This window comes from Sulfitobacter litoralis (assembly GCF_900103185.1).
Taxonomy (GTDB): Bacteria; Pseudomonadota; Alphaproteobacteria; order Rhodobacterales; family Rhodobacteraceae; genus Sulfitobacter; species Sulfitobacter litoralis.
On sequence record NZ_FNJD01000007.1, the window covers coordinates 40,577 to 56,572 of the forward strand.

At 57.9% G+C, this 15,996-nt stretch carries 15 protein-coding genes; 6 read left to right on the forward strand and 9 right to left on the reverse strand.

What is annotated here, in order from left to right; genetic code table 11:
• The first annotated feature begins 28 nt into the window (after window positions 1-28).
• A complete protein-coding gene (idi, locus tag BLQ98_RS07515; protein ID WP_093732728.1) occupies window positions 29-547 on the forward strand; it encodes an isopentenyl-diphosphate Delta-isomerase in 519 nt (172 codons plus the stop codon).
• Here idi and BLQ98_RS07520 read toward each other — a convergent pair.
• From BLQ98_RS07520 to BLQ98_RS07550, 7 genes are all read right to left on the reverse strand, one after another.
• Window positions 544-1,947 carry a hypothetical protein gene (locus BLQ98_RS07520; RefSeq protein ID WP_244148389.1) on the reverse strand — a complete coding sequence of 468 codons (1,404 nt, stop codon included), beginning with the start codon at window positions 1,945-1,947 and terminating at the stop codon, window positions 544-546. The genes idi and BLQ98_RS07520 overlap by 4 nt on opposite strands.
• 26 nt (window positions 1,948-1,973) lie before the next feature.
• A complete protein-coding gene (locus BLQ98_RS07525; protein WP_093732730.1) occupies window positions 1,974-2,747 on the reverse strand; it encodes a methyltransferase domain-containing protein in 774 nt (257 codons plus the stop codon).
• Window positions 2,744-3,148: a GtrA family protein gene (locus BLQ98_RS07530; RefSeq protein ID WP_093732731.1), complete on the reverse strand. Its 405-nt coding sequence runs from the start codon at window positions 3,146-3,148 to the stop codon at window positions 2,744-2,746. The genes BLQ98_RS07525 and BLQ98_RS07530 overlap by 4 nt, the downstream gene beginning before the upstream one ends.
• A complete protein-coding gene (locus BLQ98_RS07535; protein ID WP_093732732.1) occupies window positions 3,148-4,098 on the reverse strand; it encodes a glycosyltransferase family 2 protein in 951 nt (316 codons plus the stop codon). The genes BLQ98_RS07530 and BLQ98_RS07535 overlap by 1 nt, the downstream gene beginning before the upstream one ends.
• A gap of 180 nt (window positions 4,099-4,278) precedes the next feature.
• Window positions 4,279-5,523 carry a polysaccharide biosynthesis/export family protein gene (locus BLQ98_RS07540; protein WP_093732836.1) on the reverse strand — a complete coding sequence of 415 codons (1,245 nt, stop codon included), beginning with the start codon at window positions 5,521-5,523 and terminating at the stop codon, window positions 4,279-4,281.
• A gap of 171 nt (window positions 5,524-5,694) precedes the next feature.
• Window positions 5,695-6,354, reverse strand: a complete 660-nt coding sequence (locus BLQ98_RS07545) for a YjbF family lipoprotein (protein ID WP_093732733.1) — start codon at window positions 6,352-6,354, stop codon at window positions 5,695-5,697.
• Window positions 6,351-8,435 (reverse strand): YjbH domain-containing protein, encoded by a 2,085-nt coding sequence (locus BLQ98_RS07550; RefSeq protein WP_244148390.1) that lies wholly within the window; start codon window positions 8,433-8,435, stop codon window positions 6,351-6,353. The genes BLQ98_RS07545 and BLQ98_RS07550 overlap by 4 nt, the downstream gene beginning before the upstream one ends.
• Window positions 8,436-8,611: 176 nt before the next feature.
• Between BLQ98_RS07550 and BLQ98_RS07555 the strand changes: the two genes are divergently transcribed.
• Window positions 8,612-9,346 carry a metallophosphoesterase gene (locus BLQ98_RS07555; RefSeq protein ID WP_093732735.1) on the forward strand — a complete coding sequence of 245 codons (735 nt, stop codon included), beginning with the start codon at window positions 8,612-8,614 and terminating at the stop codon, window positions 9,344-9,346.
• 105 nt (window positions 9,347-9,451) lie between these two features.
• Entirely contained in the window at window positions 9,452-10,117 is a 666-nt protein-coding gene (locus tag BLQ98_RS07560; RefSeq protein WP_093732837.1) for a sugar transferase, read from the forward strand.
• A gap of 44 nt (window positions 10,118-10,161) precedes the next feature.
• Here the strand turns inward: BLQ98_RS07560 and BLQ98_RS07565 are convergent, their stop codons facing one another.
• Window positions 10,162-10,431 (reverse strand): spike base protein, RCAP_Rcc01079 family, encoded by a 270-nt coding sequence (locus BLQ98_RS07565; protein ID WP_093732736.1) that lies wholly within the window; start codon window positions 10,429-10,431, stop codon window positions 10,162-10,164.
• Window positions 10,432-10,552: 121 nt separating this feature from the next.
• Window positions 10,553-13,291 carry a preprotein translocase subunit SecA gene (gene secA / locus BLQ98_RS07570; protein ID WP_093732737.1) on the reverse strand — a complete coding sequence of 913 codons (2,739 nt, stop codon included), beginning with the start codon at window positions 13,289-13,291 and terminating at the stop codon, window positions 10,553-10,555.
• 176 nt (window positions 13,292-13,467) lie between these two features.
• Between secA and BLQ98_RS07575 the strand changes: the two genes are divergently transcribed.
• The 3 genes from BLQ98_RS07575 to mutT are packed head-to-tail and all read left to right on the forward strand — an operon-like array spanning window position 13,468 to window position 15,983.
• On the forward strand, window positions 13,468-14,358 hold the full coding sequence (locus BLQ98_RS07575) for a peptidylprolyl isomerase (RefSeq protein WP_093732738.1): 891 nt from the start codon (window positions 13,468-13,470) through the stop codon (window positions 14,356-14,358).
• Between the two features lie 3 nt (window positions 14,359-14,361).
• The gene (argJ, locus tag BLQ98_RS07580; RefSeq protein ID WP_093732739.1) at window positions 14,362-15,588 is read left to right on the forward strand and encodes a bifunctional glutamate N-acetyltransferase/amino-acid acetyltransferase ArgJ; all 1,227 of its coding nucleotides are present in this window, start codon (window positions 14,362-14,364) and stop codon (window positions 15,586-15,588) included.
• Window positions 15,585-15,983 carry an 8-oxo-dGTP diphosphatase MutT gene (mutT, locus tag BLQ98_RS07585; protein WP_093732740.1) on the forward strand — a complete coding sequence of 133 codons (399 nt, stop codon included), beginning with the start codon at window positions 15,585-15,587 and terminating at the stop codon, window positions 15,981-15,983. The genes argJ and mutT overlap by 4 nt, the downstream gene beginning before the upstream one ends.
• Window positions 15,984-15,996 lie beyond the last annotated feature (13 nt).

A 15,996-nucleotide genomic window follows, 5' to 3' on the forward strand; every position in this document is an offset into this window, starting at 1 on the left:
CACGACGCGACCAGAACAGGGCAGCCATATGACCACGATGATCCCCGCCTGGGTCAACGGAAGGCTCTCTCCCGTCGAAAAGCTGGAGGTCCACGAGCGCGGCCTGCGCCACAAGGCGATTTCGGTATTTGTGATGCGCGGGCACGAAACGCTGATCCAACGTCGGGCGCTTGGGAAATATCACACCCCCGGCCTTTGGGCGAACGCCTGCTGCACGCACCCATTCTGGGACGAAGCGGCCCTGACCTGCGCTAAACGGCGGCTGGACGAAGAACTAGGGATCACAGGGCTTCGGCTCGAGCATCGCGATCAGGTCGAATACCGCGCTGACGTGGGCAATGGCCTGACGGAACACGAACTGGTAGAAATCTATGTTGCCGAAGCCGTCGCGCTGACCGATGTTACCCCCAACCCCGCAGAAGTGATGGACACCGCCTGGGTCGATCTGACCGAACTGGCCCGCAAGACCCGCGAGACGCCAGAACACTTCACTCCCTGGCTGCGCATCTATCTTGCTGACCATATGGACAGCATTTTTAGCGATTAGTCCTCAGCGTCCTTGGGTGGCTTCGGGGTGAAGACCATTAACAACGCATCGTCCTCGCGCAGCAAATGCACTTCAGCCCCGCTTGCGACGACCTCGGGCCGTGTAGGGCAGTCTTTTGGCGCTTCGACACAGGCGACAGCAGTTTTGCCGGTCAGCTGCTTCAATCGCGAGGGCAGCGCTTTGTAGGACTGTATACCCGCCTTCACCCCCGAGGCGATTTTCGATGGATCGCCAAAGATATAGACCGGCCCTTCGGTCGCCTGCACCTCCTGCGCCCAGGTCTTTGTATCACTGCGCCAGGCATTCGCCTGACCATAGGCCAGAAACAGCTGGATAAACCAAACACCGATGATCAGCAGCAGCGCATTACGCCCCAATCTACCGGATAGACCCTCCTCATCGCTCAGCAGCTGGACGGCACGTACTGTGGTCATCGCAAAAAATACCCAGAAAAAGATGAACGCCCGCGGCGGTACGATCACACCAAGTTTCAGCGCCTGAACCATCACCAGCGACAGCCCGATGGCCAAGCCAGCCCCGAGATAAAGCGCCTCAAGCGGCGCGCGTTTACGCAGCACATTCAGCGCCAGAATATACATAAAGGGAATAAAGCCGATCAACGGCGGATACCCGATGCCTGTGCGGTTCAGGAAAAGCATCAGGCTCTCCCCCAGTTTCGGAAAGTTCGCGATCATCCCGCCAAGCCCGTGCCCGGCCGTCGGCTCACGCCAATCAGCCACGGGCACGCCAAACACGCCATGCACCTGCCAGTTCAACGTATAAACAGTCAGGACCGCCGCGACAAAACTGGCGCAGAACAGCACCAGTAATCCCGCAAGGTCGCGCACTGAACGGTCCCGCGTGCGGGCAATACACACCGCCAGCAGCAATAGCGGATAGGTGGTATAGGCCATAAAGCTGACAATCACGAACAGCGGCAACAACCTGCGCAACTGCGCACTAGAGAGATAGCACGCCAACACCGCAAACAGCGTCACAACGGCCAGTCCCGGTATCAGCGTATTGAACCAAAGCGAGATCAACATCTCGGACGGGCAAACCAGCACGAGCAGGGCCAGAACGACCGTGAACCACCGCGACGCGTCCGGCCCTATTGTGGTCACCGCAAGCGCTGCCACGAAGCCCGCCCATAGGCTCTGATACAGGGCAAAGTTCAACCACGCGGGCGTCACGACCTCGCGCAGGTGCCAGATATAATTCAGCCATCGCCCCTCGTGCAGCGTCTTGTTCCAAAACACAGGCGCATCGCCGAAAAAGGCAGGATAGTCATCATGGCGGATCATCGGGTCCAACAGGTTTTGTCCCGTCAGCAGAAAAGCCGCCGCCAGCGTGATCCAGAACATTGGCGCAAGCTGCACCCGTTCGGCATCAACCCGCATCGCCGACCGCTCCTCGACTGCCGCCGTCATACAGCCGCGCGACCCACAGTCTTTGCCCGACGGGCCCGCAGCGCCAAAACCAAAGCCCGCGCCTGTGCAATCGCAGTGACTGCACCGCGTGGCAGGGTCTTTACCACGGCCAGACGTAACCGCCAAACCAGACTGCCCGCGTTTCCGACCTTCTGACCTGCAGGGACCTCGGTCGCAAGGATCTCTGCTGGCAACCCGTCGCGACCGGCTGCATTCACATAGAGGATCGCGTTATAGCGATACCAAGGTGCGATATCCTTGTTGTCCTTCAATGCGGGGCGCACGCAGTCATAAGCGACATAGCCCTTCGCGGCGAACAGCTCTTGCCAGAAAGACAGGGGTTGTTCGTTTACGTGAAACTCTCCGCCCTGACCCGTGACCGCAGCAGAAAACAACACCCGATCCGATGCGCGTGTCAGACTGTCGACCAGAACCTGCGACGCTTCGGTCGGCAGATGCTCCCCGACCTCAAGGCTTTGCGCCAGATCAAAGCGCCGGCCCGTCTCGACCGGTTGGGTCAAATCGGCCGCCATGAACTGCTCGGGCGCGACCGCAAGCTGCGCCCGATCGACATAGTCCCCGTCAACGGCCAGCACATCACCTGCACCGCCTTTGCGCCATTCATCCATCCAAACGCCGCGCCCACTGCCCAGATCAATAACCGAAGATGGCTTGAGCAATGGAAACAGCAACGACACAAACGGTTTGGCCGACGCGCGCGCGCTTTGGTTGATGTAGTCGAAAAACGTATCGCTATAGATATGGCTCACGATGTGTACTCCTTTGTGGGGTGCGGCAGGGCGAACACCCAGAGGGTCATCAAAATAAAGTTTTGCACCGGCAAGTACAGCGCGACAGCCAGCGCCGCGGCCCAGGCAGGTACGCCCAATGCCTGCGCGAAAGGACCCGTCACAAGCGCCGACATCGCAAAGCCGCAGCCAGTCATAATGGCAAACTTGGTGATCTGCCTGCGATCGACCAATCGGCGTTCAAAAGTGAACAGCGTGTGCCCGATATATTGCAGTACGATAGCTAGAAAAAATGCTGCGGCATTCGCCTCTACCTGCGGCAGCCCCGCCGCCAGAAACGCCGGATACATCACCACATAGGACGCTGCAGTCACAGCCCCAATGAGAGCAAAACGGGCACATTTATAGTCTAAAATAGGCATTATGCGCGCAACCTTTTCACGTCAGGGACCATATCCCGGGTATCGTCGCTCACGAAGTACAGCGGCCGATCCTTGGCTTCGACGTAAAGGCGACCGATGTATTCCCCCAGAATTCCCAGCGTCAACAGCTGCGCCCCCGAGAAGAAGCTGACTGCCAGCACCACCGAGGCCCAACCGGGCGCGGTCTGGTAAACGATCAGCGAATAAATCACATAGACTGCCATCAACGTCGCCATCAGCAGGCTGACAAAGGACAGACGTGTGGCGAGCTTGAGCGGCTTCGTCGAAAAGGCGGTCATCGCGTCGATGGCAAAGCGCATCATCGCGCGGAACGGGTATTTGGTCTCGCCCAAGGCGCGTGGCGCACGGATATATTCGATCCCGACCTGCTTGAACCCTGCCCAAGCAAACATGCCACGAATAAAACGGGCCTTTTCCGGCATCGCCAGAACAGCGTCGAGCGACCGGCGGTTCACCAGACGGAAATCGCCGGTATCCTGTGGGATCGGCACATCAGACATGGCGTTCAGGAAGCGGTAGAACAGATGCGCCGTGGCCTTTTTGAACATCGTCTCGCCCTGACGCTCGCTGCGCCGACCATAAACCACGTCAAATCCGCGATCCATCATGAACATCATATCCACCAGCAACTCGGGCGGGTCTTGCAGATCGGCATCCAGCATGAAGATGCGTTCACCCTGCGCGGCCTCGAGCCCCGCAGTCAGCGCGATCTGGTGGCCACGATTGGCAGACAGTTTGACCCCCACCAACTGCGCACAGCTTGCTTGGGCGACCTCGATCGCTTTCCATGTGGCGTCTGTGGATCCGTCATCGACGAGAATGATCTCTGCACGGTCTTTCCAAGGCGCGATGGCCTGCGTCAGCCGCGTCACCAAACCCGGGATCGAGGCTTCCTCGTTCATGCAAGGAATAACAACAGAAAGATACATTTCACACCGCCTGAATAGTTGACCTCTTTAGGGGTAATCAGGCGATGTGGCTGAAATAGGGCACTGATTGGTTCAATTTACGGAGACCTCGACGACCTCAGAACCCATCCGGCCATCCAGCCCCACAACGCAAAAGGCCGGACATTTCTGCCCGGCCTTTGCTAGTCAATCGTGGTCAAATCAGTTGCTGACGGCGCTCCCCACGCTTAGGATCTGTGGCAGAATTTGCGAGACAGCGCGGCTCCATTTGGTAACGGGCTGTTGCGCGATAAAGATGATGTCATCGGGGCGCAGCTCGAACTTCGGAGCCAGGGCAAAGTTCGCCGCATTACGAGCATCAAGATGCCATGCCGTGATCGCCCCCAGCTCGCGCGGATCAGACGATGCGCGCAGAACATACACTTGCGACACATCACCGGTCGACGACGCCACGCCACCTGCATCGTACAATGCGTCGGCCAGACTTGCTTTGCGTTCAAACGGCAGCGCAAAACGCGACTGCGTCCCGACCTCACCTGCCAGATAAACATATTCGCGGTCGTCAGCACCAAGCTCGCGACGCGTCTGATAGTTGCTGCGTGCCTCCTCTAAGCTTGAACGACGCAGGGACACCTCAAACTGCAGCTCTTGCAACGCAGAGGCACGGGCTGCCTGACGCGCTTGCACCAAGGTGATCTGTTGGGCGAAATATTCCTGCGCGCGGACCAGTTCATATGCCGTATCAACGAAAATCGCATCGCCGGGCAGCAGGCGCGTCTTGGTCAGGCTGGCGCGGGAATAGAGCTGCGACAGAGGAATCTGGTACAGCGTGCCATCGCGGTACAGACGGATCGAGGCATAGTCCTGATCTTCGACCGTGATCCCGCCTGCAGCGGCCAAAGCCTCTTCCAGATACAGCGGCGTCAACGTCACCGGCACAACCGTTGGCTGCGACACCGCACCGCCGATAGAAACACGCCGCGAATTGAATTCGGAAATCTCGAGGCTGAACGTCGGGTCAATCTGGTTCTCGACCAGACGCTGGAACAAGGCAGCCTCGGCGTCCTCGATGGTCAGACCGGCGATGCGCACGCGGCCCACGTCGGGGATGTTGATCGAACCGTCATCCTGCACGGTATAGCCTTGGCGCGAGTTTTGCGCGGCGAGCAGCCCGGACAGTTGTTCAACCGATCCAGCCGCACGTGGCGTGGCCAGCAGCACCACATCACCGACGCCAATTTCATAGGGGCCAGGATCATTTGAGGGGGGCAACCGCAGCTCAAGCGCGTTAGGCCGCGTTTGAACGTCAAGCGTGGGCGAAGGCAGCACCCCGGTCCCGCGCAGGCCGGAACCGCTTCCGGCAGTACGCGAAAAGACAGCCGGCAGGCTTTGCGGCGCATATGCAGATCTATTCGCCTGAATGACAGTTTCAGCGGTCAGGTTCAGCACGCGTACATTGGTGCCGCCTGCTGCGCCCTCTACCACTTTAGGTGTTCGGTAAACCGTACCACAGCTCGCAAGGGCCAGACCCAAAACAGTTACCAATAGGTATCGCACTTGAATACTCCTATTTCACTGTAGCTAACCTTGCCCCCAACAGGTTAATCATAGGTAAATTTAGCGTGCCGCAGCCTTGGTCATAAGATACCCGACTTCGCCGCCAGCCCATTGCCGCGCCTGAACAATGGCACTGCTGTTTACACTGACCCAATACGTATTCCGAAACGACTGGTCCAGACTTTTACAATCCTCTGTCACCTTACGCGTCGCCACTGCGCCGATTTCAAGCGCCAGTGTTGCACTGCCTTGATTTTCGACCAAACACCGGTATGCCCGCGTAGAGATTTCATCGGTCCCCGTCAGATTGCTGTGCAGCCGGTCGGAATAACCGCCACGCCCAGACAAGATCAACGCTTTGGGCTCGGACACATCCGCGGCAAACAGCTCGGAGCCAAGCCCACGCGTGCCCTGCAGCATGCCGTCTTCCAACATCAGCGCCGTCAAATCCGAACTCAGCCAGGTATCGACGCCGTTCACCCGCGCTTCGCGCAGCATACGGCCGGTTTGCTTTCGGTTTTCCACCGTGAGCAGCAGCGCGGGATTAGAGGTGTCCTCCACCAGCGCAGCAAAGCGTGGTGGGAACCCCTGCGAGGTCTTGGGCACAACAGAATCGTCGTCCACAGCAACCGCGACACCACGTGCCAGCAGGCCTTTGCTTTCACTACAGGCGGACAGGCCCGCCAGACATAACCCGAGGGTAAGCGCACGTAAGATCATCGCAGGTATCTCCCCCAGCTGTCCCGCAGCTCTTTGCCGCGATAATCGCGCACGACCCCATGCAAACGGTTGGCCACAGCAAGACGCGCGCCACCGTCACGGGTGATCGGTTTGATGGTTTGTTGGATTTTCGTACGCGACGGACGCCCGGTGATCCACGACAGAGGCACCTCGAACCGCAATCCTTTGTCAAAGGACCCTTCGCCAAAATCGTCAAACGACACATCCGTCAGCGTGAAATACCCGCCAACCTTGAACCCGTTGTTGAACTCGCGATCCAGTGACAACGTCGCGCCGTAATCGCCCGCAAGATAGCGACCCACGTCAAGCTGGCCGTAAAACCCGTTGCCCAGATCGTAATAGGCCGAAGCGTGACCGGTCACGACATCGTAATCCTGAAATCCGAACAACATGTCAAAATCACGCTGTTTGACATAGTTCAGCTCCGCACCAAGCGCGAGACGGCTGGCCATCGGGTACCACAGCACCTCGGTCGAAACACCACCGAACATCCCTTCGAGATACCCAGCCGAGACGCGGCCAAACAAGTCCTTGCCCGGACGGAACAGATATTCGGCTGTCAGGCTGTTAACCTCAAGATCAGATTCCTTGGCATAGCGCACAGCATTCGTACGCACTGGTTCGATGACCGAGTCAGACACGCGGAATGAATCGGCGATATTGCCCACCAGCGGGTAGCGGAACCGACCGGCAAAGGTCAGGCCCGGACGCGGCCGGTAATCCATCTTGAGCTGAACACCAAAATCGGCCCGAACTGGGCTGTTCGGGTCAAAATACGACGTCGCCAGATAGGGTCCGAAAGACGTGTCGAACACGGGATAGATATCCGCCAACTCGCCATCACGCCCCTGCGTATGCCCGTCTTCCAAACGCGCCCGCGCCAAGCTGCGCCACGCACCGTCATAATCATACTGCAGCTCTTCCAGATCAGACCGCTGCGTGACTATCTGGCTAAGCGGCACGCCGCGTTCAAGGAAAACGACGGTGAATTCTTCGATAGCGGGCGGCAGTGTCACCGCCATGGCCCGCGCTGTGCGTCCCGCCGCTTGGGCTTCGTTATTGAAACGGCTATTCTCAACACGCACCGTCGCGCGGGTGCCCGACATGATGAACCCTTGCAGCTCCAGCCCGTCTTCCGCGAGCACGCGCTGCAACACAGTCTCTACCGCATTACGCCCACCACCCGCAGCCGAGTTGTTCCATTCTGCAATGGCCAACCGATTGCGTGCGCCGACCGTCCGCGGGGCCTGCTCCAACCCGCCGGGAACCGATGGGGTCTTGGGATTGATGATATAGCTCAGTTGCGCGCCGACCTCATGCCCACCCACAACGAACCCCTTGAGGTTGACGCCGTTCTTAAACCGATACTCCAGCCCCACATTGATCGGCGAAGACACGTCAATACCGGTGTTCACCGATTCCCGCGTGTATTCATCAGGCGAGTATTCCGCAAACAGCGTCGCTTGATCAGAGAGGTTCCATTTCACGCCGACAAAGGGAGAGGTAGGACCGCTGAACCAATTGCCGGTCTCTAACTGCCCGCCACGGTTCGCATCCCGCGTCCTTGTATCAAAACGCTCAGAGAGCACACTGAACGGGTTCGAAAATGAATTCCGCCCCGCAAGACGCCCCCAGCCCAAGCCGCCGGTGACTTCCAGCTTTGAGCCAAAGCTTTTGGTGGCAACGAAATATTCGCTGCTCAGGATACCGGTACCCAGAAAGTCGCGCAGGCCCACGGCAAACGCGGGGCGCACATCGGTTTCGTCCCAAATCTGGTAATGAACATCAAAACTACGGTCAAAGGTATCGCCGTCCAGTACCGCACTGGAGCTGATATCCTTGATACGAGAGTAGCGGAATGTACCATAAAGGCGCGGCAAAACCTGAAAGGTCGCGGAATACCGATAATTTGGACCAAAGGCGCTGGCCGTAAATGCCAGATCGCCATCCTTCAGCACTCGCGCCGTTGGCATTTCGATCAGACCGGGCGTCCCGTAGGTCGACAGCGATTGGGCAGATGTCTGGGAAAGGCTGACAACGCCGAACACTCCGGCTAACATCGTACAAGCGAGTTTCCTCAAGTGGCCTTGCATCTGACAACCTGCCTATTAATTAACTGTTTCCAATACCGGGACCGTAGAGAAGTTTGAGGTGGACTACACTTTGTGTGCCGCCAGTCAACGGATTTACCATTACGTTGCGCCAGTTTTGCAACACAGAGGACGCTTGAAAAACGATGCTAAACCGTTGGTTTAAACGCCGTCAACCAGACCCAGAGCCTGAACCGCATTTCGACCCCATCACGCCGGACGTACCCGTGGTCGCGATTGGCGATATCCACGGTCGTTTCGACTTGCTGGAGCGGCTTCCAGAACCCTCTCGTGGTACGCAGGTGATTTGTGTCGGTGATCTGGTCGACCGCGGCGAACAAAGCGCACAGGTCTTGCGCGCCCTGCACAGCCAGCCGGATATCATTACGCTGATGGGCAACCACGAGCAGATGATGCTAAAATTTATTGATAATCCGAAAGAGAACGGCCAGCGCTGGCTGCGCTATGGCGGGCTGCAAACCCTATCGAGTTTTGACGTCTCGGGCGTATCGCAAACCTCTTCTGGAGCCGAGCTTGAGCGGGCCCGTGATGCATTGCGCGAGGCCATGGGCGATGCGCTGGTTGACTGGGTGACCAACCTGCCGACCTCTTGGGTCAGCGGCAATGTTGCCTTTGTTCACGCCGCGGCTAACCCATTGATTTCTCTAAAGGATCAGGAAAGCCGCACGTTGCTTTGGGGGCATGAGGATTTCGGGCGCAAACGCCGTCGCGACGGTATGTGGATCGTGCACGGGCATACGATTGTCGACACGCCTATGGTCAAGGGCGGCGTTGTTTCGATCGATACCGGAGCCTACGCAACCGACAAATTGACCGCCGCAACCATCCATAATGGTGAGGTCGAATTCAGCTACGCCTGATCTGATAGCGGCCCGGCTTTAACCGCGCCTTAGGATACCTCTGCTTTAGCTGACACATCGGCAAAGTCGCCGGTTTTACTTGTTGGTTCAAAGCACGGGGTGATGATGGCGTTTATCGAGGTAGGGATAAGACGGGGCGGTGGTCCCTACGTGGGCCGGCTACTGTATCATCGCGTAGGAAAGCGGCTGTTCGATCTATCAGTCAGCCTTGTGCTGCTGCCCTTGATACTACTGCTGATCGTTCTGTTGTGCTGTTATATGGCCACTCACGGGCAAATCGGTCTATATGCCCATCCACGAATCGGACGGGCTGGCAAACCGTTCCGCTGCTGGAAAATCACGACAATGGTACCCAACGCTCAGGCCGTCTTGCCAGCGATTCTTTCTGCCCGACCGGACTACGCGCTGGAATGGGCCCTGTACCAAAAGCTGAGAAATGATCCCCGTGTCATCCCCGGCGGCCAATTTCTGCGGCGCACGGGCTTGGACGAGTTGCCCCAAATCTGGAATGTCCTCCGGGGCGATATGTCGTTGGTCGGACCTCGTCCCGTGACGCGCAGCGAGTTGCACAGCTATGGGGAAGCACGTGGCGCGTATCAATCGGTGCGCCCCGGCATCACCGGACTATGGCAAGTCGCAGGGCGCGGTGTAATGCTGTTCGATGAACGCGTCACGCTTGATGAACGCTATACGCAGCAGATGTGCTTTGCCGGTGATCTACAGATCATCGCACGGACCCTGCCCGTTTTGCTGCGCCCCACCGGTCACTAAGGGGGCGCAGCACTGGCCACAGTATGTGGCAATCGGCTTGCGCGCTAAACCAACCCTTTGATCCCTGTGGCCGTCGTACCGGTGCCCCGCACTTGCGCGACCCGAAACGGATAGACGACCCCGGCCATCAGCCCGACCAACGTGATCGCATCCCCGCTCTTAAGCGTCACCGCTACATCGCCTGGCCCACCAATCATAAAGCCTCGTGTGACCTGCGGCAGGTCGGCGGCATCATCTGGCACGACATCAAAGGCCCCACAAATCGGGCCGGTTAATCCTGCAGTATAGTCCCTGAAATTGTCAGTAATTGGCATGTCACTCTCCTTTATTGGACAGCGCAGCTTGGTCTACTGACCCTACCTAAAACTTATCCCACCGTACGGTCCTGCCGCAAAAGGGGCCTCCAAGGCCGTCAAGCGGCCTTGGAGCTATCACTTACGCAAGCTTGCCGTGGCAATGCTTGAATTTCTCACCAGATCCGCAGGGACATTCGTCATTGCGCGAAGGGTTGCCCCATGTGGTCGGGTCATTCTCGTCAAACCCAGCAACGGCAGTCGATCCCGTCTCCGTAGTCGCCGTAGTCTCCGTAGCCGTCGGCGCTGCGCTGTTGTCTTCGGCCGCTTGCGCTGCTGCAACCTGTGCACCTGCCTGACGTTCCTGCATTTGCGACATCAGCTGCTGTTGTTCTTCTTCCGTCATCGGACGGATTTGACCCAGTTTCTGTGTCACTTCGGTCCGGAGACTGTCCAGCATGCTCTCGAACAGCTGGAAGGATTCGTTTTTATACTCGTTCAACGGATCCCGCTGCGCGTAGCCGCGGAAGCCCACGACCGACCGCAGATGCTCTAGCGTCAAAAGGTGGTCACGCCATTTGCCGTCGATCGCCTGCAACAACACCTGCTTTTCAATGTTGCGCATGTTCTCGGGGCCGAACTGTTCAGCCTTTTGCGCCATCATGGAATCGCTGGCCTCGATCAGACGTTCGCGGATCACTTCGTCGTCCACGCCCTCTTCTTCACACCAGGCCGCGACAGGTTCGTTCAGGTTCAACTGTTCGACAACCGCGGCTTGGAAACCTTGTGTATCCCACTGATCTGCATAAGTTTTTGGCGGCATAAACTGGTCGATCAGATCGTCAATTACCTGCTCGCGCATGTCGGCGGTGATCTCTTGCAGGTCGGCGGCTTCCATGATGTCGCGGCGCTGGCCAAAGATGACCTTCCGCTGGTCGTTCATCACATCATCGAACTTCAACAGCTGTTTCCGAATGTCAAAGTTGCGGCCTTCGACCTTGGCCTGCGCTCGTTCAAGTGACTTGTTGACCCAAGGGTGCACAATCGACTCGCCCTCTTTGAGACCAAGTGTGGTCAACACTTTCTCAAGCCGTTCCGACCCAAAGATACGCATCAAATCGTCTTCGAGCGACAGATAGAACGACGACCGGCCCGGGTCACCCTGACGGCCGGAACGACCACGCAGCTGGTTATCGATCCGCCGGCTTTCGTGACGTTCAGAGGCCAGAACATAAAGGCCACCGGCCTCCAGTACTTTTTTCTTTTCGTCCGCGTGCTCCGCCTCGATCTTTTCACGAATGGCAACGGGATCGGCCTCTGGATCGGCGTCCAGTGCTTCGATCACCTTCAGCTCGACGTTGCCGCCCAGCTGAATGTCGGTGCCGCGACCGGCCATGTTTGTGGCAATGGTCACCGCGCCGAATTTGCCCGCATCTGCGACAATCTGGGCTTCTTGTTCGTGCTGGCGTGCGTTCAAAACATTATGCGTAATGCCCGCTTCGGTCAGCATCTGGCTAAGCATTTCAGATTTCTCGATAGAGGTCGTTCCCACCAGAACCGGCTGGCCTATCGCATTGGCTTCTTTGACCTTTTCGATCATCGCCTGATATTTCTCCAGCGCGGAACGATAGACTTGGTCATCTTCGTCCACGCGTGCGACGGGCACGTTGGTCGGCACAACCACAACACCCAGACCGTAAATTTCGGCGAACTCTTCGGCTTCGGTTTCGGCAGTACCCGTCATGCCCGCCAACTTGTTGTACAGTCGAAAATAATTCTGGAACGTGACGGAGGCGAGTGTCACGTTTTCAGGCTGGATCTGGCAACCTTCCTTCGCTTCGATCGCTTGATGCAACCCGTCGGACAGACGACGACCAGACATCATACGCCCGGTGAATTCGTCGATCAGCATCACTTCGCCATCACGCACGATGTAATCCTTGTCGCGCTGAAACAACTTATGCGCCCGCAAACCTTGGTTTACGTGGTGCACGACCGTGGTGCTTTCGGGGTCATACATCGTGAACCCTTCTTCCAGCAGTCCGCGGCTCAGCAGCTCTTGCTCGAGGAAGTCGTTCCCTTCGTCAGTAAAGGTCACGTTGCGGGTTTTTTCGTCCAGCTCGTAGTGGCTTTCCTGCAGCAGCGGGATCACATCGTCGACGATTTTATACATCTCGGAGCGGTCTTGCGACGGGCCAGAGATAATCAGTGGCGTCCGGGCTTCATCGATCAGAATACTGTCGACCTCATCCACGATGGCGAAGTTGTGCTGCTTCTGGAAAATCTGACTCAGCTCGGATTTCATGTTATCGCGCAGATAGTCAAAGCCCAGCTCGTTGTTCGTGGCGTAGGTCACATCGCACTCATACGCGGCGCGTTTGTCTTCCTCGGTCATGCCGGACACCGCAGCACCCGTGGTCAGCCCCAGCGAGGCAAAGACCTTACCCATCCAGTCGGCATCCCGCTTTACGAGGTATTCGTTCACCGTCACGACATGCACGCCCTTGCCGGTCAGCGCATTTAGATAGGCGGCCAGCGTGGCGGTCAGGGTTTTACCCTCACCGGTTTTCTGCTCGGATATGTTGCCCTGATGCAGGAAAATCGCCGACATCAACTGCGTGTCAAAGGCGCGCAGACCCAAGGTCCGGCGTGCGCCTTCACGGCAGTTTGCAAAGGCTTCCGGCAGCAGGTCATCCAGGCTTTCGCCATCGTTTGCCCGCTTGCGCAGCTCTTCTGTTTTTTGCTTTAGACCGTCGTCGGTCAAAGCCAAGAATTCGTCTTCCAGCGCGTTGATTTGTTCAACCAGCGGGCGGGTCGCCTTGATTTTACGGTCGTTTGGAGTCCCAAAGACTTTTTTGGCGAGTGTTCCGATGCCCAGCATGCAATCTCCTGCCGAAGTTAAGTTCCTAGGCGTCCATCTGCTTGCCGAGCCGCCGGACAGCCCCTAGATACAAGACTGAACGTGCGCCAAGGCCGCGCCCATAGGGCGATGTAAGGGTCGCACTAAACCGTGTCAATGTAGCAGCCCTTTGCGGCTGCCAAACCAAGGACAGATACATGCAAAAACCTCTCACTTTTCTGGCACCATTCATGGTGGCAGCGTCGCTTGCCCTGCCCGCTTTTGCGCAGGACGACGCTGCCGCAAACACCGATGCGCAGACCGATGCACAAACGGACGTTACCGCTGAAACAGTAGTTGCTACAGTCAACGGCACCAACATTACGATCGGCAACATGATCATCGCCCGCGCCACCTTGCCAGAGCAGTATCAACAACTGCCGCCAGAGGTTCTGTTCAAAGGTATTCTGGACCAACTCGTGCAGCAAACCGCTCTTTCGCAGGATTACGAAGGCGATCTGCCAACGCGCATCACACTGGCGCTGGAAAACGAACGCCGCCAGCTGATCGCAGGCGAAGTGATCGAAAAAGCGATGGCACAGGACGTGTCGCAGGAAGAGCTGCAAGCCGCCTATGACGAAGCCTACACCGATGCGGAACCAACCGAAGAGTTCAGCGCGTCGCACATTCTGGTAGAGACAGAAGAAGATGCCAAAGCCGTCAAAACAGAGCTTGATGAAGGCGCGGATTTTGCCGAGCTGGCGAAAGAGAAATCCACGGGTCCCTCCGGTCCTGCAGGTGGTACCTTGGGGTGGTTCGGGCCCGGCATGATGGTGCCCGCGTTTGAAACCGCTGTCGCCGAGCTTGAAGTCGGTGCTGTATCCGAACCGGTTGAAACCCAGTTTGGCTGGCATGTCATCAAACTGGACGAGAAGCGCCAGAAAGAAGCGCCTGCGCTCGACGAAGTAAAAGACGAGTTGGAAACTCAGGTGCGCCAAGTCAAAGCGCAAGCGTTGATTGAAGAAACCACCGAAGCCGCAGATGTTGACCGTTCGGCTGCTGAAGCAGTTGATCCCACGGTTCTGACCAACCTGGGCTTGTTGGAGTAATCAATGGGCAAGATCACCGCTGTATCCCCGCTGGCACCCGATCACTTTCCTGATCTTCCTGTCATCGATGGTGTGCGTTTCGCCACCATCGCGGCGGGGGTACGGTATCAAGGCCGCACGGATGTGATGCTGGCTCAATTGACTCCCGGCTCTACGGTGGCGGGGGCGTTCACCCGCTCTGCCACCCGTGCGGCCCCTGTTCTGGACTGTCAGGCCAAAATCGGCGCGACATCGGATACGGGCGCTGCGATCCTGGTCAATTCGGGCAACGCCAATGCCTTTACCGGCAAAGGCGGCGTCACCGCAGTCGAGGCAATTACCGCCGCGGTTGCCGATGTGTGCAACATCCCCCAGTCGCGGGTTTTCACCTCGTCGACCGGCGTGATTGGCGAACCATTGCCCCACGACCGGATCACGGCTGTTCTCGCCGACCTCAAGGGCGCGCTGTCCGACAAGGGGATTTCGGATGCCGCCAAGGCGATCATGACCACGGATACCTTCGCCAAAGGGGCGCGTGCCGAGGTCGAAATTGACGGAAAAACAGTCTCTATTGCGGGGATTGCGAAGGGATCGGGTATGATCGCGCCGGATATGGCGACGATGCTGGTCTATATCTTCACCGACGCAGTTGTTAGCCAACCTGCCCTGCAAAAGATGCTGTCGACCCACACGGATAGCACTTTTAACTGTATCACCGTCGACAGCGACACATCGACCTCCGACAGTTTGATCCTTGCAGCGACCGGCGCGTCGGGCGTGGACGCAAGCGAGAGCGAAGCGTTTTCTGATGCGTTGCACGGCGTCATGTTGAACCTTGCGCATCAGGTTGTGCAAGACGGCGAAGGGGCGACCAAATTCGTCGAAATCGCCATCACAGGTGCCGCGACGGATGCGGATGCCAAAACGCACGGCATGGCTATTGCCAACTCACCGCTGATCAAAACCGCGATTGCCGGCCAAGACCCGAACTGGGGCCGCGTTGTTATGGCGATCGGTAAATCCGGTGCCGCGGCGGATCGTGATCGGCTGTCGATCCGCTTTGGCGACGTTGAGGTCGCAAAAGACGGCTGGCGCAGCCCCGACTACTCGGAAGAGGCAGCGGCGGCGCATATGAAGGGTCAGAACATCACCATCGGTGTTGATCTGGGCCTTGGCGACGGCAAGGCAACGGTCTGGACCTGCGATCTGACCCACGGCTATATTGAAATCAACGCGGACTATCGCTCGTGAAGGTTGTACTGGTCTCGGCGGTTGCCCTGATCGATGTGGACGGGCGCGTGCTTTTGGCACAGCGCCCGCCCGGCAAATCCATGGCTGGACTGTGGGAATTTCCGGGCGGCAAGGTCGAAGCGGGCGAAACACCCGAAGCCGCGCTGATCCGCGAATTGCAGGAAGAGCTGGGCATAGATACATGGACGTCCTGCCTTGCGCCGCTGACCTTTGCCAGCCACGCCTATGATGATTTCCACCTGCTGATGCCCCTGTTTGCCTGCCGCAAATGGAATGGCACACCGCAGGCGCGCGAAGGACAGACTCTGAAATGGGTCCGTGCTAATGCGCTGAAAGAGTATCCGATGCCCCCTGCGGACATCCCCCTGATCCCGATCCTGCGCGACTGGCTTTAGGGCCAGCGCCCCT

Bases quoted from the DNA above. Each gene is read 5' to 3' on its own strand.
- secA (WP_093732737.1), bottom strand. From the start codon at position 13,291: ATGCTGGGCATCGGAACACTCGCCAAAAAAGTCTTTGGGACTCCAAAC.
- BLQ98_RS07555 (WP_093732735.1), top strand. From the start codon at position 8,612: ATGCTAAACCGTTGGTTTAAACGCCGTCAACCAGACCCAGAGCCTGAA.
- BLQ98_RS07575 (WP_093732738.1), top strand. From the start codon at position 13,468: ATGCAAAAACCTCTCACTTTTCTGGCACCATTCATGGTGGCAGCGTCG.
- BLQ98_RS07530 (WP_093732731.1), bottom strand. From the start codon at position 3,148: ATGCCTATTTTAGACTATAAATGTGCCCGTTTTGCTCTCATTGGGGCT.
- BLQ98_RS07565 (WP_093732736.1), bottom strand. From the start codon at position 10,431: ATGCCAATTACTGACAATTTCAGGGACTATACTGCAGGATTAACCGGC.
- BLQ98_RS07535 (WP_093732732.1), bottom strand. From the start codon at position 4,098: ATGTATCTTTCTGTTGTTATTCCTTGCATGAACGAGGAAGCCTCGATC.
- BLQ98_RS07520 (WP_244148389.1), bottom strand. From the start codon at position 1,947: ATGCGGGTTGATGCCGAACGGGTGCAGCTTGCGCCAATGTTCTGGATC.
- idi (WP_093732728.1), top strand. From the start codon at position 29: ATGACCACGATGATCCCCGCCTGGGTCAACGGAAGGCTCTCTCCCGTC.
- BLQ98_RS07550 (WP_244148390.1), bottom strand. From the start codon at position 8,435: ATGTTAGCCGGAGTGTTCGGCGTTGTCAGCCTTTCCCAGACATCTGCC.
- BLQ98_RS07545 (WP_093732733.1), bottom strand. From the start codon at position 6,354: ATGATCTTACGTGCGCTTACCCTCGGGTTATGTCTGGCGGGCCTGTCC.
- argJ (WP_093732739.1), top strand. From the start codon at position 14,362: ATGGGCAAGATCACCGCTGTATCCCCGCTGGCACCCGATCACTTTCCT.
- BLQ98_RS07560 (WP_093732837.1), top strand. From the start codon at position 9,452: ATGGCGTTTATCGAGGTAGGGATAAGACGGGGCGGTGGTCCCTACGTG.